Origin of the sequence: Pseudomonas sp. rhizo25, from assembly GCF_031931935.1 — a bacterium.
In the GTDB taxonomy this organism is placed as follows: domain Bacteria; phylum Pseudomonadota; class Gammaproteobacteria; order Pseudomonadales; family Pseudomonadaceae; genus Aquipseudomonas; species Aquipseudomonas synxantha.
The window spans coordinates 165,711-187,866 of the sequence record NZ_JAUJXA010000009.1; the positions used below are offsets into that span (position 1 = coordinate 165,711).

General features: G+C 60.0%; 19 protein-coding genes and 2 tRNA genes. 12 read left to right on the forward strand and 9 right to left on the reverse strand.

All coding sequences use genetic code 11. From position 1 onward, the window contains the following. Window positions 1-183 precede the first annotated feature (183 nt). Entirely contained in the window at window positions 184-738 is a 555-nt protein-coding gene (locus QZR30_RS19710; RefSeq protein WP_311903990.1) for a GNAT family N-acetyltransferase, read from the forward strand. Beyond that, window positions 735-2,309, forward strand: coding sequence for an alkaline phosphatase D family protein (locus QZR30_RS19715; RefSeq protein ID WP_046069049.1), 1,575 nt, complete (start codon window positions 735-737; stop codon window positions 2,307-2,309). The genes QZR30_RS19710 and QZR30_RS19715 overlap by 4 nt, the downstream gene beginning before the upstream one ends. A gap of 65 nt (window positions 2,310-2,374) precedes the next feature. Here QZR30_RS19715 and QZR30_RS19720 read toward each other — a convergent pair whose 3' ends face one another. Next, window positions 2,375-3,049: a hypothetical protein gene (locus tag QZR30_RS19720; protein WP_059397179.1), complete on the reverse strand. Its 675-nt coding sequence runs from the start codon at window positions 3,047-3,049 to the stop codon at window positions 2,375-2,377. An 89-nt stretch (window positions 3,050-3,138) separates the two neighbouring features. Between QZR30_RS19720 and QZR30_RS19725 the strand changes: the two genes are divergently transcribed. Further along, on the forward strand, window positions 3,139-4,113 hold the full coding sequence (locus tag QZR30_RS19725) for a LysR family transcriptional regulator (RefSeq protein WP_059397157.1): 975 nt from the start codon (window positions 3,139-3,141) through the stop codon (window positions 4,111-4,113). Window positions 4,114-4,173: 60 nt separating this feature from the next. Here the strand turns inward: QZR30_RS19725 and QZR30_RS19730 are convergent, their stop codons facing one another. Next, complete coding sequence (locus QZR30_RS19730; RefSeq protein ID WP_003190109.1) at window positions 4,174-4,581, reverse strand: PA2817 family protein; 408 nt, start codon at window positions 4,579-4,581, stop codon at window positions 4,174-4,176. Between the two features lie 76 nt (window positions 4,582-4,657). Beyond that, window positions 4,658-7,105: an acyl-CoA dehydrogenase gene (locus tag QZR30_RS19735; protein WP_059397158.1), complete on the reverse strand. Its 2,448-nt coding sequence runs from the start codon at window positions 7,103-7,105 to the stop codon at window positions 4,658-4,660. 191 nt (window positions 7,106-7,296) lie between these two features. Here QZR30_RS19735 and QZR30_RS19740 point away from each other — a divergent pair, with 191 nt between their 5' ends. The 4 genes from QZR30_RS19740 to QZR30_RS19755 all read left to right on the forward strand — a co-directional run bounded on the left by QZR30_RS19740 (window position 7,297) and on the right by QZR30_RS19755 (window position 10,474). Then, complete coding sequence (locus tag QZR30_RS19740) at window positions 7,297-7,956, forward strand: transglutaminase-like domain-containing protein (protein ID WP_046069046.1); 660 nt, start codon at window positions 7,297-7,299, stop codon at window positions 7,954-7,956. A 56-nt stretch (window positions 7,957-8,012) separates the two neighbouring features. After that, window positions 8,013-8,630, forward strand: a complete 618-nt coding sequence (locus QZR30_RS19745) for a glutathione S-transferase family protein (protein ID WP_046072531.1) — start codon at window positions 8,013-8,015, stop codon at window positions 8,628-8,630. 135 nt (window positions 8,631-8,765) lie between these two features. Further along, on the forward strand, window positions 8,766-9,698 hold the full coding sequence (locus QZR30_RS19750; protein WP_046069045.1) for an ABC transporter ATP-binding protein: 933 nt from the start codon (window positions 8,766-8,768) through the stop codon (window positions 9,696-9,698). After that, window positions 9,695-10,474 carry an ABC transporter permease gene (locus tag QZR30_RS19755; protein ID WP_046069044.1) on the forward strand — a complete coding sequence of 260 codons (780 nt, stop codon included), beginning with the start codon at window positions 9,695-9,697 and terminating at the stop codon, window positions 10,472-10,474. The genes QZR30_RS19750 and QZR30_RS19755 overlap by 4 nt, the downstream gene beginning before the upstream one ends. A gap of 132 nt (window positions 10,475-10,606) precedes the next feature. On the opposite strand, the gene QZR30_RS19760 is transcribed toward QZR30_RS19755, so the two are convergent. After that, window positions 10,607-11,146, reverse strand: coding sequence for a TetR/AcrR family transcriptional regulator (locus tag QZR30_RS19760; protein ID WP_056846301.1), 540 nt, complete (start codon window positions 11,144-11,146; stop codon window positions 10,607-10,609). Between the two features lie 91 nt (window positions 11,147-11,237). On the opposite strand from QZR30_RS19760, the gene QZR30_RS19765 reads away from it, so the two are divergent. From QZR30_RS19765 to QZR30_RS19775, 3 genes are all read left to right on the forward strand, one after another. Further along, window positions 11,238-12,425 carry an MFS transporter gene (locus QZR30_RS19765; RefSeq protein WP_046069042.1) on the forward strand — a complete coding sequence of 396 codons (1,188 nt, stop codon included), beginning with the start codon at window positions 11,238-11,240 and terminating at the stop codon, window positions 12,423-12,425. 108 nt (window positions 12,426-12,533) lie between these two features. Continuing rightward, entirely contained in the window at window positions 12,534-13,682 is a 1,149-nt protein-coding gene (locus tag QZR30_RS19770) for a TDT family transporter (protein WP_311904000.1), read from the forward strand. Window positions 13,683-13,739: 57 nt separating this feature from the next. Beyond that, on the forward strand, window positions 13,740-15,614 hold the full coding sequence (locus QZR30_RS19775) for an MFS transporter (protein ID WP_046069040.1): 1,875 nt from the start codon (window positions 13,740-13,742) through the stop codon (window positions 15,612-15,614). A gap of 105 nt (window positions 15,615-15,719) precedes the next feature. Here QZR30_RS19775 and sugE read toward each other — a convergent pair whose 3' ends face one another. The 3 genes from sugE to rdgC form a co-directional block, all read right to left on the reverse strand. Next, a complete protein-coding gene (sugE, locus tag QZR30_RS19780; protein WP_010211634.1) occupies window positions 15,720-16,034 on the reverse strand; it encodes a quaternary ammonium compound efflux SMR transporter SugE in 315 nt (104 codons plus the stop codon). Window positions 16,035-16,146: 112 nt separating this feature from the next. After that, on the reverse strand, window positions 16,147-17,106 hold the full coding sequence (locus QZR30_RS19785; RefSeq protein ID WP_059397161.1) for a bile acid:sodium symporter family protein: 960 nt from the start codon (window positions 17,104-17,106) through the stop codon (window positions 16,147-16,149). A 153-nt stretch (window positions 17,107-17,259) separates the two neighbouring features. Continuing rightward, entirely contained in the window at window positions 17,260-18,180 is a 921-nt protein-coding gene (rdgC, locus tag QZR30_RS19790) for a recombination-associated protein RdgC (RefSeq protein WP_003172886.1), read from the reverse strand. A 159-nt stretch (window positions 18,181-18,339) separates the two neighbouring features. On the opposite strand from rdgC, the gene QZR30_RS19795 reads away from it, so the two are divergent. Continuing rightward, a tRNA-Val gene (locus QZR30_RS19795) sits at window positions 18,340-18,415 on the forward strand. Window positions 18,416-18,434: 19 nt separating this feature from the next. Then, window positions 18,435-18,511: transfer RNA gene (locus tag QZR30_RS19800), tRNA-Asp, on the forward strand. 144 nt (window positions 18,512-18,655) lie between these two features. Here the strand turns inward: QZR30_RS19800 and QZR30_RS19805 are convergent. Together QZR30_RS19805 and QZR30_RS19810 are read right to left on the reverse strand one after the other, a co-directional pair. Next, window positions 18,656-21,088, reverse strand: a complete 2,433-nt coding sequence (locus QZR30_RS19805; protein WP_046069038.1) for a TonB-dependent siderophore receptor — start codon at window positions 21,086-21,088, stop codon at window positions 18,656-18,658. Window positions 21,089-21,170: 82 nt separating this feature from the next. Next, window positions 21,171-22,151, reverse strand: a complete 981-nt coding sequence (locus tag QZR30_RS19810; protein WP_311904001.1) for a FecR family protein — start codon at window positions 22,149-22,151, stop codon at window positions 21,171-21,173. Window positions 22,152-22,156: the final 5 nt, after the last annotated feature.

Genomic DNA, 22,156 nt, shown 5'->3' on the forward strand with positions numbered 1-22,156 from the left:
CCCCGTCAGTGAATTAGGGGCAAGACGCTAACAGGCAAAAATGACCGAACGGTTAACTTTAATTGACGGTTTAAAGGCTCTAGGACGCGTCTTTCAGAAAACTTACCGGTCACTTTTGCGACGTAATGAAACTGACATGCAGGGGGTACATCCTCGAGGAATTTATCTCGGGAGCCGCCCCGTATGTCCACTGCGTTGCCTCATTTGTCCACCCCGCGCCTACAATTGCGCGCCTTGGAAGCGCACCAGGCCGAGGTGCTTTTCTCGCTGGTCAACGGGCCGAAAATTGCCGACAACACGGCCAATATTCCATCACCCTATACCCTGGAAACAGCGCAGGCGTTTATTGCCGGGGTCGGCGAAAAATACCGCGCCAGTGGGTGTCTGAACCTGGGGATGCATGTGCGTGACTCTGGCGAATTGATGGGCATGGTCAGCCTGCGTCTGAACGCTCGTCATCACTACGGGCACTTGGGTGGCTGGGTGGCAGCGCTCTGCCGTAACCAGGGGTATGCCGCCGAAGCCGCGAGCGCGGTGATGGACTTCGGCTTCGCTGAACTGGGGTTGCAGCGCATAGGCAGCCAATGCTTTGGCCGCAACAAGGAATCGGCGCGGGTCATGGAGAAGATCGGCCTGCGTTATGAAGGTTGCCTGCGCCAGGCATTTCTGAAAAATGGTGTGTACGAGGACCTGCTCGGGTTTGCCATCGTGCGTGACGATTGGGAGCAACGACTATGAGCGGTGTCGTAGACCACGACCGGCGTCGGGTACTCAGCGGCCTGGCGGTCGCTACGGCGTTTTCCATCCTCAGCCCGTTTGCGCGCAGTGCCGGGGTGGATTATCCGTTCACCCTCGGTGTGGCGTCCGGCGATCCGTTGCCGGATGGTTTTGTGATCTGGACGCGCCTGGCACCTTTTTTCAACGCTGTGGATGGGCGCGGTGGGTTGAGTCGTCCAGTGCCGGTACGTTGGCGCGTCGCCACTGATGCGGCGATGACGCAGATCGTGAAGCGAGGCGAGGTCATGGCGACCGAGCGTTTTGGCCATTCGCTGCACATCGAAGTGGCAGGGTTGGAGGCGGGCAGGCCGTACTGGTACCAATTTGAAGGGCTGGGCGCGCAGAGCCAGGTGGGCCAGGCGCGCACCACACCTGCACTGCATGCCATGGCCTCGGCCCGGCTGGGTTTTGTGTCCTGCTCGCACTGGGAGCGCGGTTATTTCAGCGCCTACCGTCACCTGGCTGCCGAGCAGCCCGATCTGGTGTTTTTCCTCGGCGACTATATCTACGACAGTTCCTACGCGGCGGATTCCGGCAAGGTTTTTCGCTCCCATGGCAGCGGCAATGCGCAGACCCTGAGTGACTACCGCAACCGCTACGCGCTGTACAAGACCGATCCGGACCTGCAGGCCCTGCACGCTGCCGCACCCAGTGTGGCGACCTGGGACGACCATGAAGTGCAGAACGACTATGCCAACCGTTGGTCCCAGGACCCCAAGGTCGGAGTGACGCAATTTCTGCAGCAACGGGCGGCGGCTTACCAGGCGTATTACGAACACATGCCCCTGCGCGCCAGCAGCGTGCCGAAAGGCGCGGACATGCGCATCTACCGGCGCCTGGACTATGGACGGCTCGCCCGTTTCCATGTGCTCGATGGTCGCCAATACCGTTCCGGGCAGCCCTGTATCCAGGCCAATGGCAGTCGCCAAGGGCACATTCAGACCAGCCCTTGCCGTGACTTGCGTGACCCCGCTCGCACGTTGCTCGGCTGGCAGCAAGAGGCCTGGCTGGACCAGGGGTTCGCCCAGTCAAAGGCGCAGTGGAATGTGATCGCCCAGGATCTGCTGGTGGCGCCGCTGATCCAGCGTGATCTCACCAATCACAAGCCGGGGCGTTGGACCGATGGCTGGGATGGCTACATGGCCAACCGTTCGCGGATGCTGGCGTCCATCACCCGCCATCGGCTCAACAACCCGGTGTTCTGGGGTGGTGACATACATTCGTTCTGGGCCACGGACCTGCATGCAGAGGCCGACAATCCGGACTCGGCGGTGGTCGCCACCGAGTTCGTCGGCTCGTCGGTGACGTCAGACGGGCCGCCCTATGACGCCTTCATGAAGATCATGCCGCTCAACCGCCACGTGAAGTTTTTCGACAGCCGCCAGCGCGGGTACGTGTCGGTGGAGTTGACGGCCCAGCGGATGCTGACGAACTTTCGCGCGATCAGTGACCCGCGCGACCCGGCGGCGACGGTGTCGACGTTGAAGTCGTTCGTGGTAGAGCCGGGGAGGGCGGGGGCGATTGCCGTGTAGCCTATTTCTCTGTGGCGCATCGGTCCCCTGTGGGTGGGGGCTTGCTCACGATAGCGGTGGGTCAGTCACTCATGCTGTGATTGAACCTCCGCCATCGGGAGCAAGCCCCCTCCCACATTGATTTCGTAGCGCACCGACAGGGCGCCTTTTTTCTCCGACAATGCCAAAATCGTCACCTGGCCCAGTTCGCTCAACGTTTGCACATGGGTGCCACCGCAAGCGTATGACGGCAACTCGCCGAAGCCGACTTCCCGGATGCCTTCTTCCAGCCTCATATGCCGTGGGTAGTCGGCGGCGATCCATTGGTTGACCTGCAGTTGAAGCATTTGGGCATCCATGTCCTGTGCAGCTTCGCCACGGATAAACGTGATCTTGCCTTCACCCGGCCAATGGTGGGCCTTGATCGGCATCCAGCCCAGGCGTTCGCCGGCATTGCCAATCAAATGCCCCGCCGAATGCAGGCGGGTGTGCAGCGCGCGGCGCTGTGCATCGACCCGCGCAATGATCGGGCCGGGTTGCAACGGCTGATCAACGTAATGCACCACATGCTCGGCTTCCTGCATGACCCGCAGTACCTGGCTGTTGCCGAGCCAGCCAGTGTCGAACGGCTGGCCGCCGCCTTGGGGATGGAAGATCGTCGACTGCAGGATCACGGCAAATTGCTCTTCGTGCGCAGTGCAACTGAGCACTTCCAGCTCGGCTGTAAGGTGGTCGTGGGTAAAAAACAGGCGCTCGGTCATCATCTACATCCGCATCGGGGTTCTGCGGACAGTATAAATAGTGCGTGGATGGGTGATAATCTGCTCAATTATCAATGGACCTGTGCGTCATGAGCATCAATCTTCCCTTGTCGCTGCTGGGCGAAATGGCAATTTTCGTCAGAGTCGTGGAAACCGGCAGCTTCTCCGAAGCGGCGCGGCAACTGAGCGTTTCACCCTCGGCTGTAAGCCGCAGCATTTCACGCCTGGAGCAGGCCCTGGCCACGCGCTTGCTGCAACGCACCACGCGCAAGCTGCGCCTGAGCGAGGGTGGCGAAGAGGTGTTCAAGCGTTGCCAGGAGATGGTCAACGCGGCCCGCTCGGTGATGGAAATCAGTGGCCAGTTCAACCATGAAGCCGAGGGCCTGGTGCGGGTCAGCGTGCCCAAGGCGGTGGGGCGCTTTGTGGTGCATCCGCATATGCCTGAATTTCTGCGGCGCTATCCCAAGGTGGATGTGCAGTTGATCCTCGAGGATAGGCACGTGGACCTGATCGACGATAATGTCGACCTGAGCATTCGCATCACTGACAGCCCGCCGCCTGGCTTGGTCGGGCGCCAGTTATTGCCCATCGAACACTTGCTGTGCGCGACGCCGCAGTACCTGGCCGAGCATGGCACCCCGTGCCATCCCCACGATTTGCTCGAACACAGTTGCATCTACCTGGGGGAAACCCCGGGCGACTCGCGCTGGAAATTCCGCCAGGCCGGCAAGGCGGTGACGGTTGGCGTACGCGGGCGTTATGCGGCGAACCACACTGGGGTGCGGTTGGATGCGGTATTGCAGCATGTGGGGATTGGCAGCTTGCCGTATTTCACGGCGCGGCATGCGTTGGCGGTGGGCCAGTTGATGCAAGTGTTGCCGGCGTGGGACTTTATTGCGTCTTACCATGGCCAGGCGTGGTTGCTGCACTCGCCGACGCGGTACTTGCCGCCGAAGTTGCGGGTATTTATTGATTATCTGGTGGAGTGCATGGCGAAAGAGCCAAAGCTAAATGTGGGAGGGGGCTTGCCCCCGATAGCGGTCTGTCAGTCACCTTTGCATTGATTGACCCACTGCTATCGGGGGCAAGCCCCCTCCCACATTTGAATCTCAGTGTTTGAAAAGTCAGTGCTTGCTCTGGTCTTGGGGCATGGCCAGCAGTTGCTTTTCCTGGTTCCAGTCGAACGGTTCGTCGTTCTGTTCGGCTTCATAGCGACGCTCTTCCAGGGCCTGGTACAGGTCCAGTTCCTCGTCGGGCATGAAGTGCAGGCAGTCACCGCCAAAGAACCACAGCAGATCGCGGGGGACCAAATGGGCGATCTGCGGGTAGCGCAGGATGACCTGGCTCATCAGGTCCTGGCCCAGGTACTGGCTTTCGATCGGGTCGATTGGCAGCAGGGCGCGCAGTTCGTCAAAACGCTCCAGGAACAGCGAGTGGCTTTCCTCGGGCACCTGTTCGGCTTCGCCGACGGCAACCAGGATGCTGCGCAGGTGGTCGAGCAAGACGAGATGATCGGCAACGACGTTGGACACGAGATAAAGTCCTCTAAAGCAAAAACGGGCGCGAGAGTATATGCCTCTCGCGCCCGTATTTATATGACCGCTTGACTCAGCGGACTTTACCTTCGGCCTGGATCAGCTCTTCCTTGCTGAAATCATCCACGTCGATCACCTTGCGCCGCGCCGCTTCGGCGTCGCGCAGGGTTTGCGCTTCGGCCGGTTGCAGTACGCCGGCATGCAGGGCTGCGTCGATGGCAGACTCACCGGCCGTCGGTTTGACTTGCCCGCTTTTAAGTGCGGCATGCAATTTTTTCTGCAACGGATGGCTGGCGCCGAGCAGGTCGTAGGCATGCTGCAGCGCGCCCACTGGATCTTCTGCCGATTGCGGGCGATAACAGCCGGCCAGCAATTCTTCCAGGGTCGGGTCGCCCTTGGCGCGACCGATCACTGCGGCCACTTCGGCATCCAGCGCGTCGGACGGCCCGGTGTGACGACGCCCGAACGGGAACACGATCACCCGCAGCAGGCAGCCCAACACTTTGTTCGGGAAGTTGCTCAGCAGCTCATCCAGTGCACGTTCCGATTCACCCAGGCTTTCTTCCATGGCCCAGGCAAACAGCGGTTCCAGGTGATCCGGCGAGTCCAGGTCGTGATAACGCTTGAGCGCCGCCGATGCCAGGTACATATGGCTGAGTACGTCACCCAGACGCGCCGACAAGCGTTCGCGGCGTTTCAGTTCACCGCCCAGCAGCATCATGCTCAGGTCTGCCAGCAGCGCAAACGCCGCCGCCTGGCGGTTCAGGGCGCGGAAGTAGCCCTGGCTCAAACGGTTGCCGGGGGCCTTCTCGAAATGCCCGAAGCCCAGGTTCAGCACCAGGGTGCTGGCCGCGTTGCTCACGGCAAAGCCGATGTGTTGCATCAGCAGGCCATCGAATTCCTTCAACGCCTGGTCATGGTCTTCGCGACCGGCCAGGGCCATCTCCTTGAGGACGAACGGATGGCAGCGAATCGCGCCCTGGCCGAAGATCATCAGATTGCGCGAAAGGATATTCGCGCCTTCCACCGTGATGAAGATCGGCGCCCCTTGCCAGCTACGGCCCAGATAGTTGTTCGGGCCCATGATGATGCCCTTGCCGCCGTGCACGTCCATGGCGTGGCTGATGCACTCACGGCCACGCTCGGTCAGGTGATACTTGAGGATCGCCGACAACACCGAGGGCTTCTCGCCCAAATCCACGGCATTGGCGGTGAGCATGCGGGCGCTGTCCATCAGCCAGGCATTGCCGCCGATGCGCGCCAGGGCTTCCTGGATACCTTCGAAGGCCGACAGCGGTACGTTGAACTGTTCGCGCACCTGGGCGTATTGCCCGGTCACCAGGCTGGTGAACTTGGCCGCGCCGGTACCGACCGCAGGCAGGGAGATGGAGCGGCCCACCGACAGGCAGTTCATCAGCATCATCCAACCCTTGCCGAGCATTTCCTGGCCACCGATCAGGTATTCCAGGGGGATGAACACGTCCTTGCCGGAGTTGGGGCCGTTCATGAACGCGGCGCCCAGGGGCAGATGACGACGGCCGATTTCAACGCCAGGGGTGTCCGTAGGGATCAATGCGAGACTGATGCCCAGGTCTTCTTCCTCGCCCAGCAGATGGTCCGGGTCATGGGCCTTGAAGGCCAGGCCGAGCAGGGTCGCGACCGGGCCGAGGGTAATGTAGCGCTTTTCCCAGTTCAGGCGCAGGCCGAGGGTTTCCTTGCCTTCCCATTCGCCTTTGCAGATCACGCCGGTGTCGGGCATGGCGCCCGCATCAGAGCCGGCTAGCGGGCCGGTGAGGGCGAAGCATGGAATGTCGTCGCCACGGGCCAGGCGCGGCAGGTAGTGGTTGCGCTGTTCTTCGGTGCCGTAGTGCAACAGCAGCTCGGCCGGGCCGAGGGAGTTGGGCACCATCACGGTCGAGGCGAGGTCACCGCTGCGGGTCGCGAGTTTCATCGCGACCTGGGAGTGGGCATAGGCAGAGAAGCCTTTGCCACCGTATTCCTTGGGAATGATCAGGGCGAAAAAGCCGTGGGTCTTGATGTGTTCCCAGGCCTCCGGCGGCAGGTCCATGGCCTGGCCGATTTCCCAGTCGCTGACCATGGCACAGAGTTCTTCGGTAGGGCCGTCGATAAACGCCTGTTCTTCTTCGGTCAATTGCACCTTGGGGTAGGCCAGCAATTTGTCCCAGTCGGGGCGCCCGCTGAACAGTTCCCCGTCCCACCAGACGGTGCCGGCATCGATGGCATCGCGTTCGGTCTCGGACATCGGCGGCAAGACTTTCTGGAACCAGCTGAACAGCGGCTTGGTGAAGTATTGGCGGCGCAGGTCGGGCAACAGCAATGGCACGGCGACCACGGCGATCAGCACCCAGAAGATCAGCAGCAGCCAACCCGGTGCGTGGCTCCAGGCGCCCATCGCCAGCAGGTAGACGGCGACCACGCCCAGGGCGGGCAGGGGGGCGGTACGGCGGTGTGCCAGGTAGGCAATGCCGACCACCAGCACCAGTATCCACAACAACAGCATATGCAATCCTCCGTGAAACCAGGGGCGAAACCACCAGGGAGCTTAGTCGGCATCCGATCAAGCCGGGTGATCAGGGTGTTACAAGTTGTACTCGACTACCCATCCGCAGGCGCCGACATTTGGCCGAATCGTCGTTATCTCTTGTGGCAAGCCTGTCGTTAGACTCGAGGCTTCCTTTGGAGATCAAGCTTATGAACGCATACTTGAGTCCCAGCCGCTTCATCGATAGTGACCACCCTGCAGTGGTGGAGTTCGCCGAAAAACATCGCGGAACCCATGCGGATTTAAGTGACCAGGCAGTCAGTCTCTACTACGCCGTGCGTGAGGCGATTCGCTACAACCCCTACACCTTCAGCCGTGACCCCGGCACCTTGAACGCCAGCTTCGCCCTGGCTGCCGGTGAAAGCTATTGCGTGCCCAAGGCCACCTTGCTCGCTGCCTGCGCCCGCCACTGCGGTATCCCTGCGCGAATCGGCTTGGCGGATGTGCGCAATCACCTGTCCACCCCACGCCTGCTCGCCCTGCTCAAAAGTGACGTGTTCGCCATGCATGGTTATACCGAGCTCTGCCTGAACGGCCGCTGGGTCAAGGCGACTCCTGCGTTCAACCAGCAACTGTGCGAGGTGTTCGACGTGCCACCGCTGGAATTCGATGGCCTTCACGACAGCGTCTTTCACGCCTTCAACCGCCAGGGTCAGCGCTCGATGGAGTATCTGGTGGACCACGGGCAATTTGCCGATGTGCCCGAGGCATTTTTCTTCGCCCATATCCAGCAGTGTTACCCGCACCTGTTTACCGACGATGCACCGATCCTGATGGGCGATATGCGCAGCGATTCAAGCCGCGCCTGAACCGGCGTATGCTGCTGCCTTCATCCTGCCAAGTTCATCAACAAGAAGGCGCGGTCATGCTGAAAATCTGGGGTCGTAAAAATTCGTCAAACGTCAGGAAAGCACTGTGGTGCGCCGAGGAGCTCGGCCTGGACTATGAGGCAATTGATGCGGGCGGGGCTTTCGGTGTGGTCGACACTCCGCAGTACCGGGCCCTGAACCCAAATGGCCGGGTGCCGATGATCGAGGATGGCGACTTTGTGTTGTGGGAGTCCAACACCATCGTGCGTTATCTGTGTGCCAAGCAGGCTTCGACATGGTACCCGAGCGACCTGAAGGCCCGCGCCAACGCGGAAAAGTGGATGGACTGGACCACCTCCACCTTCGCCGAACCCTTCAAGACGGTGTTCTGGGGCGTGCTGCGCACCCCGGCAGAGAAGCAGAATTGGGACAACATCCATGCCGGGCGCCAAGCCTGCATCGAGGTGCTCAAGACTGTCGACCAGGCCCTTGCCGAGCAACCTTACCTGTCGGGCAATGAGATCGGCATGGGTGATATCCCCCTGGGCAGCTTTATCTACGCCTGGTTCGAGATGCCTATCGAACGCCCTGCAATGCCCAATCTAGAGGCCTGGTACCAACGCCTTCAACAGCGGCCGGCCTATCGCAAAGCGGTGATGACCGCGTTGACTTAATACACACTATTAATACGGGTGACTGTACTTGTGCGGCATGGGCACGCACCATGCTCGCACTGCACCGCCGGTTGAACTACCGGCGGTGTGCCCTCATCTATTGTTTCTATTCCCTTCTTTGGTGCGTATCCCGATATGAGTTCCGCTCTGTCCATCCGGCAGCTAACCAAAACCTACGGCAACGGTTTCCAGGCCCTGAGTGGTATCGATCTGGATGTTGCCGAAGGTGATTTCTTCGCCTTGCTCGGCCCCAACGGTGCCGGCAAATCCACCACCATCGGCATCCTCTCGACCCTGGTCAACAAGACCAGCGGCACGGTGAATATCTTCGGGCATGACTTGGATAAATCCCCGGCGGCGCTCAAGCGTTCCATTGGCGTGGTGCCCCAGGAATTCAACTTCAACCAGTTCGAAAAGACCTTCGATATTGTCGTGACCCAGGCTGGCTACTACGGCATCCCGGCGAAAATCGCCAAGGAGCGCGCCGAGCAGTACCTGACCCAACTGGGCCTGTGGGACAAGCGCGATGTACCTTCACGTTCGCTGTCCGGTGGTATGAAGCGCCGCCTGATGATTGCCCGCGCCCTGGTGCATGAGCCGCGCCTGTTGATCCTCGACGAACCTACCGCGGGCGTGGACATTGAACTGCGCCGCTCAATGTGGACCTTCCTCACCGAGCTGAACGAGAAGGGCATCACCATCATCCTCACCACCCACTACCTGGAAGAGGCTGAGCAGCTGTGCCGCAACATCGGCATCATCGACCACGGCACCATTGTCGAGAACACCAGCATGCGCAACCTGCTGGGTCAGTTGCATGTGGAAACCTTCCTGCTCGACCTGAAGAACAACCTGGCGGTGGCACCGCAACTGGTGGGTTATCCAAGCCGCCTGGTCGACAGCCACACCCTGGAAGTGCAGGTGGACAAGGCCATGGGCATCACCGCGCTGTTCACCCAGTTGGCGACCCTGAACATCGAAGTGTTGAGCCTGCGTAATAAAACCAATCGCCTTGAGGAGTTGTTCGTGTCCCTGGTGGAGAAAAATCTGGCGAAGGTGGCGGTATGAGTTCCGAACTACAACCCAACCTCGTCGCGCTGCAAACCATTGTCTATCGCGAAGTGAAGCGCTTTACCCGGATCTGGCCGCAGACCCTGCTGCCGCCGGCAATCACCATGGTCCTGTACTTTGTGATCTTCGGTAACCTGATCGGCCGGCAGATCGGTGACATGGGTGGGTTTACCTACATGGAGTACATCGTGCCGGGCCTGATCATGATGTCGGTGATCACCAACTCCTACGGCAACGTGGTCTCCAGTTTCTTCGGCAGCAAGTTCCAGCGCTCCATCGAGGAACTCATGGTTTCGCCAGTGTCGCCCCACACGATCCTGATCGGCTACACCCTGGGCGGCGTGCTGCGTGGCCTGATGGTGGGTGTGATCGTGACGCTGCTGTCGCTGTTCTTCACCCACCTGCAGGTGCATCACCTTGGCGTCACCATCCTGGTGGTAGTGCTCACGGCGACGATCTTCTCGCTGCTGGGGTTTATCAACGCCGTTTTCGCACGCAACTTCGATGATATCTCGATCATTCCGACCTTCGTGCTGACGCCGCTGACCTACCTGGGCGGGGTGTTCTACTCCATTACCTTGCTGCCGCCGTTCTGGCAGACCGTGTCCCTGGCCAACCCTGTGCTGCATATGGTCAACGCCTTTCGCTACGGCATTCTGGGCGTGTCGGACATCAAGATCAGCGTGGCGATCACCTTCATGGTCGTGGCGACCGTGGTGCTGTATGTCGGCTGTGCGCGGTTGCTGGTGAGTGGGCGTGGGATGCGTACTTAAATAGCGATTCAACGCGGTAAAAAATGTGGGAGGGGGCTCGCTCCCGATAGCGGTCTGTCAGACACCTTGTACTGACTGATCCACAGCTATCGGGAGCAAGCCCCCTCCCACATTTGGTTTGGTGTATGGCCTTCAGGCCTTCAGGGCCAGTTCTATCAGGGCATGCAGCTCTTCAACCGCCAAAGGCTGCGCCGAAAATAGAATACGGAACACCGTCGGCGCCGCGAGCAGGTTGATCAAGCGGTCCACACTCGGCGCCGTCTCTTGCGGATAACGATCGACGATCGCCTGCAATTGCCCGCCCAGAATGCTTACGCAATACCCAGGCGTCACGCTGCTTTGCACGTCGCGCATCATATTGCGCCCTACGTCCGTACTCATTTCATCCAGGTATTGCTCAGCCCAGGCCTGCAGATCGCCGCGCAGGCTGCCGGTGTTTGCCGGCTCGCTGTCCGGGCGCAGGCGCGCCAGGGCTACATCGGCGAGCAACACGGAAAGGTCGCCCCAGCGCCGGTAGATGGTCGAGGGCGTAACGCCTGCGTGCGCCGCAATCATCGGCACAGTAATACTGGATCGCTCATGGGCTTCGAGCAATTCGCGCACTGCCGAATGAACGGATTCTTGTACCCGGGCACTACGGCCCCCCGGGCGGAGGCCTTCTTTAATCGCCATGCTTAAAACCTTAACACAAAGAATTTGCTTTAAGCGCCGACGGGTAGCACACTCTGCAAAAGCAAAATATTAGCTTTAACGGAGCGTGCCCATGTCCAGCAACATTTCTCACCGTTCCAGCCTGGCGTTCCTGGTGATCACCGTGTTGACCTTCCTCGCCGCGTCCAGTGCGCCGACACCGTTGTATCAGGTGTACCAGGAAAACCTGCATTTTTCGGCCGCAATGCTCACGGCCATTTTCGGCGTTTATGCCGTGAGCCTGTTGGCGGCGTTGCTGACCGTGGGGTCGCTCTCGGATTACCTGGGGCGCAAGCCGGTGATCTTCGCCGCGCTGCTGCTGAATATCATGGCGATGCTGCTGTTTATCAACGCTGACAGCACCGCCTGCCTGCTTGCCGCTCGCGCATTGCAGGGCTTTGCGACCGGGACTGCCACAGCGGTGTTGAGCGCGACATTGCTCGACACCGACCGCGTGCGTGGCCCGATGCTCAACAGCCTCGCGCCGATGCTCGGCATGGCCTGTGGTGGCCTGGGCAGCGGCTTGCTGGTGGAGTACGCGCCGCGACCGACCCAATTGGTCTATTTCACCCTGCTGGGCTTGATGGTGCTGCAGGCCCTGTACCTGTGGCGTCTGCCTGAAACCGTCAGCCGGATACCGGGGGCCTTGAAGTCCCTGGCGCCAACCCTGCACGTGCCGCCCCAAGCGCGCCGGGCCTTGTGGTTGGCGATGCCGCTGAATGTGGCGGTGTGGGCGCTGGGTGGGTTCGTGTCCTCCCTGGCGCCGTCGCTGGTGCGGGCTGCGACGGGGTCGAGCTCGCATTTGATCGGCGGTGGCCTGGTGGCGGTAGTGACCCTGAGTGGCGCGGTGATGATCTACAGCCTGCGCAACCGTGCGGCCGACAAGGTCATGCGCCTGTCGGCGCTGCTGCTGGCGGTGGGTGTAGGGCTGCTGCTGGTTGCCGTGCAGACCGCCAGCCTGTGGCTGTTCTTTGTCGCCAGTGTGATTGCCGGCTTTGGTTTCGGCGGCGGCTTCATGGGCAGTGTGCGCAGTATTGTCGGCTTGGCGTTGCCTCATGAGCGGGCCGGCCTGATGTCAGCGTTCTATGTATTGAGCTACCTGGCGTTCTGTGTGCCGGCGTTGTTGGCGGGTAACCTGAGTCGAGTGTTTGGCCTTGTCGCTACTACGGATGGCTACGGTGTGATGCTTATCCTGCTGGCCCTCGGCGCATTCGCCGGGCTGCTGTTGCAGGATGCTTCACGAGGCAGAGCCGCCGCATAAAGTCTATATCTGCAAAATAGATAATAGTTAGAGATATTACCCGTTATATAGATATTCGAACGGGTTCTATCATGGCTTCAACCTCATGCGAGGAAGAGGATTAACGCCATGACCTGCTCGACTATCAACCGCTACAAACCTTTAAGTCACCTGGCCCGTCCGCGGGAAGTGATTCGCCAGTTCACTCCGAACTGGTTCGCCGCCACCATGGGCACCGGGGTGCTGGCGCTGGCATTGGCCCAACTGCCTGTCAGCCTGCCAGGCTTGCACGCTGTGGCAGAGGGTCTTTGGGTGTTCACCATCGGACTGTTCATGCTGTTCAGCGTGTTGTATGCCGCCCGTTGGGTGATGTTTTTTCACGAGGCACGGCGGATTTTCGGGCACTCCACAGTCTCGATGTTCTTCGGCACCATTCCTATGGGCCTGGCGACCATTCTTAACGGTTTGTTGCTGTTCGGCCTGCCGCGTTGGGGTGGTGATGTGATCCCGTTGGCTGAGGCCCTGTGGTGGTTGGACGTCGCCATGTCCCTGGCCTGTGGCGTGCTGATCCCGTTCATGATGTTCACTCGCCAGGAGCACAGCATTGATCAGATGACCGCGGTCTGGTTGTTGCCCGTGGTGGCTGCCGAAGTAGCGGCGGCCAGCGGTGGCTTGCTGGCCCCGCACTTGGTCGACGCCCATGCGCAACTGATGATGCTGGTGACCAGCTACGTGCTGTGGGCGTTCTCGCTGCCAGTGGCGTTCAGCATCCTGACCATCCTGATGTTGCGCATGGCCTTGCATAAGTTGCCTCACGCCAATATGGCGGCGTCGAGCTGGCTGGCCCTGGGCCCTATCGGTACGGGTGCCCTGGGCATGTTACTGCTCGGTAGCGATGCGCCGGCGATCTTCGCTGCCAATGGCCTGGCGAGTGTCGGTGAAATGGCCCATGGCCTGGGCCTGATCGCAGGCGTCACCTTGTGGGGCTTCGGCCTGTGGTGGATGTTGATCGCGGTGCTGATCACCCTGCGTTACCTGCGCGCCGGTATCCCGTTCAACCTGGGTTGGTGGGGTTTTACCTTTCCGCTGGGGGTGTATGCCCTGGCCACGTTGAAATTGGCGAACGTGCTGCAGCTGGGGTTCTTCAGCGTATTGGGCAGTGTGCTGGTGGCGGCGCTGGCGCTGATGTGGCTGATCGTGGCCAAGCGCACGGTGCAGGGCGCGTATAAAGGCGAGCTTTTTGTTTCGCCATGCATTGCAGGGTTAGGGAATAAGTAGGCGGGATTAGGTAAAGTCGTGGCCTGATCAATAACAGGCCACGCAGGAACACGGACGATGAGCCACCCCTCGCAATTCACTTTGCTGCGCACACGGCGTTTCTTGCCGTTTTTCATCACCCAGCTGCTGGGCGCGTTCAACGACAACATCTTCAAGCAATCGCTGATCCTGGCGATTCTCTACAAGCTCAGCATCGAGGGCGACCGCTCTATCTGGGTCAACCTGTGCGCTTTATTGTTCATCCTGCCGTTCTTCCTGTTCTCGGCATTGGCCGGGCAATTTGGCGAGAAATTCAACAAGGACGCCTTGATCCGTGCGATCAAGGTCGGTGAGATCGTGATCATGGCCGTGGGCGCGACGGGATTTTTGACCAATCATCTGGAGCTGATGCTGCTGGCACTGTTTGCCATGGGCACCCATTCGGCGCTGTTCGGGCCGGTGAAGTACTCGATCATGCCCCAGGCCCTGCACGACGATGAGCTGGTGGGCGGCAACGGCCTGGTGGAAATGGGCACGTTCCTGGCGATCCTGGCCGGCACCATTGGCGCCGGGATCATGATGTCTTCCACCCATTACGCCCCGGTAGTGGCGGTGGCCATAGTCGGCGTGGCGGTGCTGGGCTACCTGGCCAGCCGCAGCATTCCGCGGGCGGCGGCTTCGACGCCGCAACTGCGCCTGAACTGGAATATCTTCACCCAGTCCTGGGCGACGTTGCGCATGGGCCTGGGGCAGACGCCAGCGGTGTCGCGCTCGATCGTCGGCAACTCTTGGTTCTGGTTTGTCGGCGCGATCTACCTCACGCAGATCCCGGCCTACGCCAAGGAATGGTTGTACGGCGACGAAACCGTGGTGACCTTGATCCTCACCGTGTTCTCAGTGGGCATCGCCCTGGGGTCGATGCTCTGCGAAAAACTCTCCGGGCGTAAGGTGGAGATCGGCCTGGTGCCGTTCGGCTCCTTCGGCCTGACGGTGTTCGGCCTGTTGCTGTGGTGGCACTCGGGGGGCTTCCCACAGAACGTCCAGGCCAATGATTGGCTTGCGGTACTCAGTTACGGCCAGGCCTGGTGGGTGTTGTTCGATATCCTTGGCCTCGGTGTGTTCGGTGGTTTCTATATCGTGCCGCTGTATGCGCTGATCCAGTCGCGCACCGCTGAGAACGAACGGGCGCGGGTGATCGCGGCCAACAATATCCTCAACGCGCTGTTCATGGTGGTCTCGGCCATCGTCTCGATCCTGCTGCTGAGCGTGGCCAAGCTGTCGATCCCCGAGCTGTTCCTGGTGGTGTCGTTGCTCAACATCGCGGTCAACACCTACATCTTCAAGATCGTCCCTGAGTTCACCATGCGCTTCATGATCTGGCTGCTCAGCCACTCCATGTACCGCGTGGAGCATCGCAACCTGGAGCAAATTCCAGATGAGGGTGCGGCTCTGCTGGTGTGCAACCACGTGTCGTTCGTCGATGCGCTGTTGATCGGTGGCGCGGTGCGTCGGCCGATTCGCTTTGTCATGTACTACAAGATCTATCGTTTGCCGGTGCTCAACTTTATCTTCCGCACCGCCGGCGCGATTCCGATTGCCGGGCGGCATGAAGATATCCAGATCTATGAAAAGGCGTTTTCGCGGATTGCCCAGTACCTGCAGGATGGCGAGTTGGTGTGCATCTTCCCGGAAGGCAAGTTGACGGCCGATGGCGAGATGAATGAGTTTCGCGGTGGCGTGACGCGGATTCTGGAGGAAACACCGGTGCCGGTGATTCCGATGGCGTTGCAGGGGCTTTGGGGAAGTTTTTTCAGTCGCGATCCGCACAAGGGCTTTTTCCATCGGATTTGGTCGCGGGTGGTGTTGGTGGCGGGTGAGCCAATTGCCGTGGAGGCGGCAACGCCTGTGCAGTTGCAGGCGGCGGTGGGCGGTTTGCGGGGGAGTGTCAGGTAGCTATAGATTGGTGGGGGCGGCCTTATCGGGGGCAAGCCCCCTCCCACATTCTGAATGTGTTCACAAATCAAAAAGTGGGGGCTTGCCCTCGATGGTGGTAGCGGTCTAAGTGCTGATCTTGAGCCCAATGAGCCCGCAGATAATCAACGCCACACTGGCCAATCGAAACAGCGCCATGGATTCGCCAAACAGGATAATCCCGGCGATCACGGTACCTACCGCACCCACGCCGGTCCAGATCGCATAGGCAGTGCCCAGCGGCAACTCCTTCATGGCCAGCCCCAACAGCCCCAGGCTGACCGCCATGGCGGCAATTGTCAGGGCGGTGGGCAGTGGCTTGCTGAAACCGTCGGTGTACTTCAAACCCACGGCCCAGCCGACTTCAAACAACCCGGCAAAAAACAGAATGATCCAGGACATGATGACCTCGCTTCTACAAAGTGGGGTCGTCCCCTGGGTAAGCGCTTGATAGCGTCGCGAGGTCGTCCCCGCGAAGCTTGGTAGAGTGCCGAAATCGGATCAGACGATCAAGTTACGGCGCGCTTTCCAGTGCGCGGCGGTCTTCCTTTTCGCTCATGCGGCGGAAGTAGGTCGACAGCAGTGCTCCGGAAATATTGTGCCAGACACTGAACAACGCACTTGGCACTGCCGCCAGCGGCGAAAAGTGCGCACTGGCCAACGCGGCACCCAGCCCGGAGTTCTGCATGCCCACTTCCAGGGCCAACGACTTGCGTTGCGCCAAGGGCAACTTGAACAAGCGCCCGGTGAAATAGCCCAGCAGGTAACCGAAGCTGTTGTGCAGCATCACCACGGCCATGATCAGCAGGCCCGACTCGGCAATCTTCTGTTGGCTTGCGGCAACCACCGCGGCAACGATAATCACAATGCTGACCACCGATACCAGGGGCAGCACGTCCACCGCATGACGAACCCGCTCACCCAGTACGCGTTGCGCGACTACGCCAAGCACAATCGGCAACAGCACTACTTGCAGGATCGACCAGAACAGCTCCATGAACGATACCGGCAGCCAGGCCGAGGCCAGCAGCCAGATCAATGCCGGGGTGAGCAGCGGGGCGAGGAGGGTGGTGACAGCGGCAATGGCCACCGACAATGCCAGGTCGCCCCGGGCCAGCCACGTCATGACGTTGGACGAGGTGCCGCTTGGGCAACAGCCCACCAGGATCACGCCGACGGCAATTTCCGCCGGCAGATGGAACATCTGGCACAGCAACCATGCCACGCCGGGCATGATCACAAAATGCGCGACCACGCCCAAGGCCACGCGCCACGGATGGCGCGCGACTTCGGCGAAGTCTTCGAGTTTCAAGGTCAACCCCATGCCGAACATCACCAGGCCCAGCAGGGGGACGATGGCGCCTTTGAGGCCGATGAACCAACCGGGTTCCAGGAAGGCCAATACGGCAAATATCAACACCCAGTAGGCGAAGGTATTGCCGATGAAGCGGCTCAAGGCGGCGAGTGCACGCATGGGGGCATCCTTTTTGTTAGTTTTTTTAGTTGGCAATGCGATCAAATGTGGGAGGGGGCTTGCTCCCGATAGCGGTGGGTCAGCTACACATCTATTGGCTGACATACCGCCATCGAGAGCAAGCCCCCTCCCACATTTTGATCTTCACATGGCTTAGATGCCCTGTGGGGTTTCCTCACCACCCAACGCTTCAACCAGCGCCGGCAGGAACTCACCGAAGGTCAGCATCATCAAGGTAAAGCTGGCATCCAGTTGGCCCAAGGCTTCGTCGCCGCCGTCCTGTTCCGCCTGGTCTTGCAGCAGGTCTTCGAATTTCAGGCGCTTGACGGTCATCTTGTCGTCGAGCATGAAGGACAGTTTGTCCTGCCATGCCAGGGACAATTGAGTCACGACCTTGCCGGTGGTCAGGTGCAGCTGGATCTCTTCGCCGGTCAGGTCCTGGCGTTTGCAGCGCACGATACCGCCGTCTTCGTGGGTGTCGCGCAGTTCGCATTCGTCGAGGACAAAGAAGTCGTCGGCCGGTTTCTGGGTGGTGACCCAGTCGGTCATGATGGCAGTCGGTGCGGTTTTCACTGTCAGCGGACGGACTGGCAGGGTGCCGATCACTTCACGCAGGGTCGACAGCAAGTCTTCGGCGCGCTTGGGGCTGGCCGAGTTGACCAGGATCAGGCCCTGTTTCGGCGCGATGGCGGCGAAGGTCGACGAGCGACGGATAAAGGCGCGGGGCAGGAAGGCCTGGATGATTTCATCCTTGATCTGGTCGCGCTCCTTCTTATAGACCTTGCGCATCTGCTCGGCTTCGATCTCTTCGACTTTCTCTTTGAGTGCATCACGCACCACGCTACCCGGCAGGATGCGTTCTTCCTTGCGCGCTGCGATCAGCAGGAAGTCGCCGCTGACGTGAACCAGGGGAGCATCTTCACCTTTACCGAAAGGTGCGACGAAACCATAAGTGGTCAACTCCTGGCTTGCACAAGGGCGCGCCAGCTTGGTGGCCATGGCCGCTTCCAACGCCTCGGCATCAACAGGCAGATCTTGGGTCAGGCGATAGATAAGCAGGTTCTTGAACCACATGGGGTGAGTCTCTCCTCTATACAAAGGGGGGCATTATTCTCTTGATCACGCCCCAGGCCAACCCTGCCTAAGCCATTGGAAGGGCTGAAAAAAAAGATTTAAGAAAGTGCTTGCCAGACTTAGGGTCGCTCCGTAGAATGCGCGCCACACCGAAACGAAGGGTGATTAGCTCAGCTGGGAGAGCATCTGCCTTACAAGCAGAGGGTCGGCGGTTCGATCCCGTCATCACCCACCATTCGCTTCATGTGTTACGCGCAGCGGTAGTTCAGTCGGTTAGAATACCGGCCTGTCACGCCGGGGGTCGCGGGTTCGAGTCCCGTCCGCTGCGCCATATTCGGTAACCTGGAATGCTGAACGCCAGGTTTCCACAAAAAGCCCGCTCATTGAGCGGGCTTTTTGCTGTCTGGGTTTTTGCAAATAACCGGGAACGCCGCCGCCGATCATTTTTGATGATCGGCGGCTTTTTTATGAGGCTTTAGAAATCCCAGCGAGTGGTGACCATGAAGTTACGAGGCTCGCCATAGGCGGCGGAGTTATAGAAGCCGATGTTGGTGTAATAGTGCTTGTCGAACAGGTTGTTGACGTTCAGCGTCGCCGACAGGTTCTTGCTGACCTGGTAGCGTGTCATCACGTCGACCAGCCAATAGGCGTCCTGGGAGAACTCTTCGTATTGCTTGTGGGGGTCGTTGTAGATGTCCTGCCAGCCGACGCTCTGCCAGCGCACGCCACCGCCAACGGTCAGCTTGTCCAGGTGGCCCTTGAGTTTGTAGGTGGTGTACAGCTTGACCTGGTCTTCGGGTTCGAACGTGGAGATCTTCACGTCCTTGTCGTCGCGCACGACCTTGTGGGTATAGCCAGCCTGGAGTTGCCAGCCGGGGGCAATCTCGCCGGACATTTCCAGCTCATAACCTTTGGTGACGGCCTTGCTGCTTTTATAGGCGTAGTTGCTCGGGGTCGGCGTCTGGTTGTTGTACTCGTCATCCGAGAGTGCGCGGTTGGATTCATGGATTTCAAAGTAGGCCGCGCTGGCGTTGACACGCCCGTCGAGGAACTCGGCTTTTACGCCCAGTTCCCAGTTCTGGCCCTCATCCGGTTCAAGCAGTTTGTTGTCGCGATCGCGGTTGTAATTCTCTTGTGGCATGAAGATATCGGTGTAGCTGGCGTAGACCGCGTAGGTGTCGTTCAAGTCGTAGACCGCGCCGATGTAGGGTACGAACCGTCCGGACTCGCGGTAGTTGGGGTTATAGCCTGTGACTTGGTAGTTGACCACGCGCCCACCCATCAGCAGCTTGAGGTCGTCGGCGAGATTCAGGCGTGTGGTCACATACGCGCCGGTCTGTCGCACGGTGTCATCGATCAACAATTGGGCCTTGCCCCAATCCGGTATGGCTGCGTGACCGTGCCAGTTGTTGAAGTCGACGATATTGGGTGAGAGGTTCCAGTAGCCTTTGCCTTTCCATTCTGAGGCGCTGATGGAGCCGCCCAGTACCAGTTCGTGTTCGCGCCCGCCCAAGCTGAACGGACCGCTCACGTACAGGTCGGCAGAATCGCTGACGGTTTCCCCGGTGTACTTGCCCGAAGTCAGTTGGGCGGTGCCGTCCTGGTTCGGGTAGTTGCCCTGGATCGAGCCCATCAGGGCGTGGTAGCCGTTGATCTTGTGGTCCAGTTGCAATTTGCTGACCCAGCCATTGCCCAGATCGTGCTCGAGCATGGCAAATACGGTGCGGGTGTATTGTTCCCAGCTGCTCCAGTCGGCGGCGTTATTGAACGAGCGCTTGACGCTGTTACGGTCGCCTTTGGAGTTGATCAGCGGGAAGCTGCCTGACCATGATGAGCCCCGTGGCAAGGTGTCCTGATAGTCGCCGCCTACGGTCAGCAGGGTATCGGGTGACAGGTCGAACTCCATGATGCCGTAGTACGTCGGGCTTTGGCGTGAGTAGTGGTCCATGAATGAGTGCTTGTCCTGGTAGGCGGCCACTGCCCGACCACGCACATTGCCGCTCTCAGTCATCGGGCCGCTGACATCCAGCTCGCTGCGGTAATTGTCCCAGGACCCGGCGCCGAGGGTGGCGTGCCCCTGAAAATCCGCTGTAGGTTTCTTGCGCACCAGGTTGATCGTTGCACCCAATGAGCCTGCGCCAGTGAGCAGGCCGGTGGCACCCTTGAGCACTTCGACGCGGTCGTAGATCGCCATGTCGCTCAAGGTGTTGCCCGCCGAGTACGCGACGTTGCGCGCGGTGGACGGGATGCCATCGTACTGGAAGTTATTGATCGAAAAGCCCCGGGCGTAGTAGTTGCTGCGCTCGCTGTCGAAGGCTGAAACGGTGATGCCTGGCGTGTGACGCATCACATCGTCAACGTTGTTCAGGCCGAAGTCGTCCATGTGCTGGCGAGTAACCACTGATACCGACTGCGGGGTTTGCTTGGGGGTCAGCACCAGCCGCGTGGAAGTCGCGATCGTGCCGGGCGTGTAGGAGCCGGTGCCTTCGGTGACGTTGCCGAGTTGGTTGGCGCTGACTTCGGTGGGGCTCAGCTCCAGTGTGTCGTTGCCCGCAACGGGGGCAGGTTGCAGCGCATAGCCCCGATCGCCTTTTACCGCACGATAACCACTGCCTCGCAACAACCTGTCGAAGCCATCCTGAACCCCGTAGTCGCCTTTCAGGCCTGGGCCCTTGACACCTTCCAGTTCGTGGGACTGGAACACGATAGCGACTCCGGCCTGCTGGGCAAAGCGGTTGAGCGAACTGCCCAGCGGCCCGGCAGGAATGTCATAAGCCTGGGCGGCGATGCTGGCTGCCTCCGCCTGGACCAGGCTGGTATTGAGTGTGCAAGTGGTGAGTATGGCCAAGGATAGCGGTGCGCATTTCAATAGCCGAAAGCGTCCACGCAGGTGGGAGGGGGCGTACATGGTGAATGCAGTCCTTTATGGGTTCAATTACCCTCCTTGACGGGCAGCTTCTTAAAAACCGGAAGCAAATGCGAATAATTATTCATTGGCTCTTGTCTAGAGGGCTTACCACGACCAGCCATGGGGTGAAGGCCTGTATCCGGATCGGCAGTGTTTGCGCCAGCAGTTTCAAGGCGTGGTCGCTGTTATCCAGCGGGATCACGGCAGATACGCGAAGGGATTGCAGCGCATGGCGATCAAATTGCACGCGGCCGGCGCGATGCCTGGCAATTTCATCCAGCACCTCGGGCAAGGGGCGGTTCTCAACTACCAATTGATGGCGGCGCCAGGCTTCATTAATGCTCGCTGGATCGATGGGGCCGGCCAGGCGCACCTCGTTCGAGCGCATTGTGGCCTGCGAGCCCGCGTCGACCTCCAGTGTCTGTTGGCCGTTCGCACTATGTGCGGCTACCCGGGACTCGAGCATGCTCAGAACGGTGACCTCACCCGCACGCTTGACCACAAATCGCGTGCCTAGTGCGCGCAGCGTACCTTGAGGGGTTTGCACGATAAACGGTCGAGTGTTGTCGTGGGCCACCTGCACCAGGATTTCGCCTTGCAGCAGTTCGACGCGGCGCTGTTTGCCATCGAAATACAGGTTTGCCGCGCTGATACCGTTGAGAGTCAAGGTTGAGCCGTCGGCCAGTTGCAGGGTTTGCCATTGGTCCGGACCGTTGCGTATATCGGCCAGCCACTGCTGCGGATAAGGGCTGACGAGCATTGCCGTCGTTGGAATCGCCAGGCCGCACACCAATAACAGTGCCCGTAGGGTGTTTTTGCCGCGTCGCTTCTCGGATGGGGCGAAGGCTGCGTTCAACGCCGCTCGGGACGGTGCTTTCTTGTCGTGCAGTGCCTGCATATGGGCCACGGCGGCCTCCATGCGAGCGGCGGTTGCAGCGTGATACGGGCTTTGCTGTTTCCAGCGTTCAAATGCCAGTCGCTGGGTGTCGTTCAGTTCGCCCTCGTGCAGGCGCAGCAGCCAGTCGGCGGCCTGCTCTTCGATTTTTTGTTGTGGGTCGGGCATGTTCA

Bases quoted from the DNA above. Each gene is read 5' to 3' on its own strand.
- QZR30_RS19740 (WP_046069046.1), top strand. From the start codon at position 7,297: ATGAACGCATACTTGAGTCCCAGCCGCTTCATCGATAGTGACCACCCT.
- QZR30_RS19745 (WP_046072531.1), top strand. From the start codon at position 8,013: ATGCTGAAAATCTGGGGTCGTAAAAATTCGTCAAACGTCAGGAAAGCA.
- QZR30_RS19770 (WP_311904000.1), top strand. From the start codon at position 12,534: ATGACCTGCTCGACTATCAACCGCTACAAACCTTTAAGTCACCTGGCC.
- QZR30_RS19715 (WP_046069049.1), top strand. From the start codon at position 735: ATGAGCGGTGTCGTAGACCACGACCGGCGTCGGGTACTCAGCGGCCTG.
- QZR30_RS19725 (WP_059397157.1), top strand. From the start codon at position 3,139: ATGAGCATCAATCTTCCCTTGTCGCTGCTGGGCGAAATGGCAATTTTC.
- QZR30_RS19720 (WP_059397179.1), bottom strand. From the start codon at position 3,049: ATGACCGAGCGCCTGTTTTTTACCCACGACCACCTTACAGCCGAGCTG.
- QZR30_RS19760 (WP_056846301.1), bottom strand. From the start codon at position 11,146: ATGGCGATTAAAGAAGGCCTCCGCCCGGGGGGCCGTAGTGCCCGGGTA.
- QZR30_RS19785 (WP_059397161.1), bottom strand. From the start codon at position 17,106: ATGCGTGCACTCGCCGCCTTGAGCCGCTTCATCGGCAATACCTTCGCC.
- QZR30_RS19755 (WP_046069044.1), top strand. From the start codon at position 9,695: ATGAGTTCCGAACTACAACCCAACCTCGTCGCGCTGCAAACCATTGTC.
- QZR30_RS19735 (WP_059397158.1), bottom strand. From the start codon at position 7,105: ATGCTGTTGTTGTGGATACTGGTGCTGGTGGTCGGCATTGCCTACCTG.
- QZR30_RS19810 (WP_311904001.1), bottom strand. From the start codon at position 22,151: ATGCCCGACCCACAACAAAAAATCGAAGAGCAGGCCGCCGACTGGCTG.
- QZR30_RS19775 (WP_046069040.1), top strand. From the start codon at position 13,740: ATGAGCCACCCCTCGCAATTCACTTTGCTGCGCACACGGCGTTTCTTG.
- QZR30_RS19765 (WP_046069042.1), top strand. From the start codon at position 11,238: ATGTCCAGCAACATTTCTCACCGTTCCAGCCTGGCGTTCCTGGTGATC.
- rdgC (WP_003172886.1), bottom strand. From the start codon at position 18,180: ATGTGGTTCAAGAACCTGCTTATCTATCGCCTGACCCAAGATCTGCCT.
- QZR30_RS19710 (WP_311903990.1), top strand. From the start codon at position 184: ATGTCCACTGCGTTGCCTCATTTGTCCACCCCGCGCCTACAATTGCGC.
- QZR30_RS19805 (WP_046069038.1), bottom strand. From the start codon at position 21,088: ATGTACGCCCCCTCCCACCTGCGTGGACGCTTTCGGCTATTGAAATGC.
- QZR30_RS19750 (WP_046069045.1), top strand. From the start codon at position 8,766: ATGAGTTCCGCTCTGTCCATCCGGCAGCTAACCAAAACCTACGGCAAC.
- sugE (WP_010211634.1), bottom strand. From the start codon at position 16,034: ATGTCCTGGATCATTCTGTTTTTTGCCGGGTTGTTTGAAGTCGGCTGG.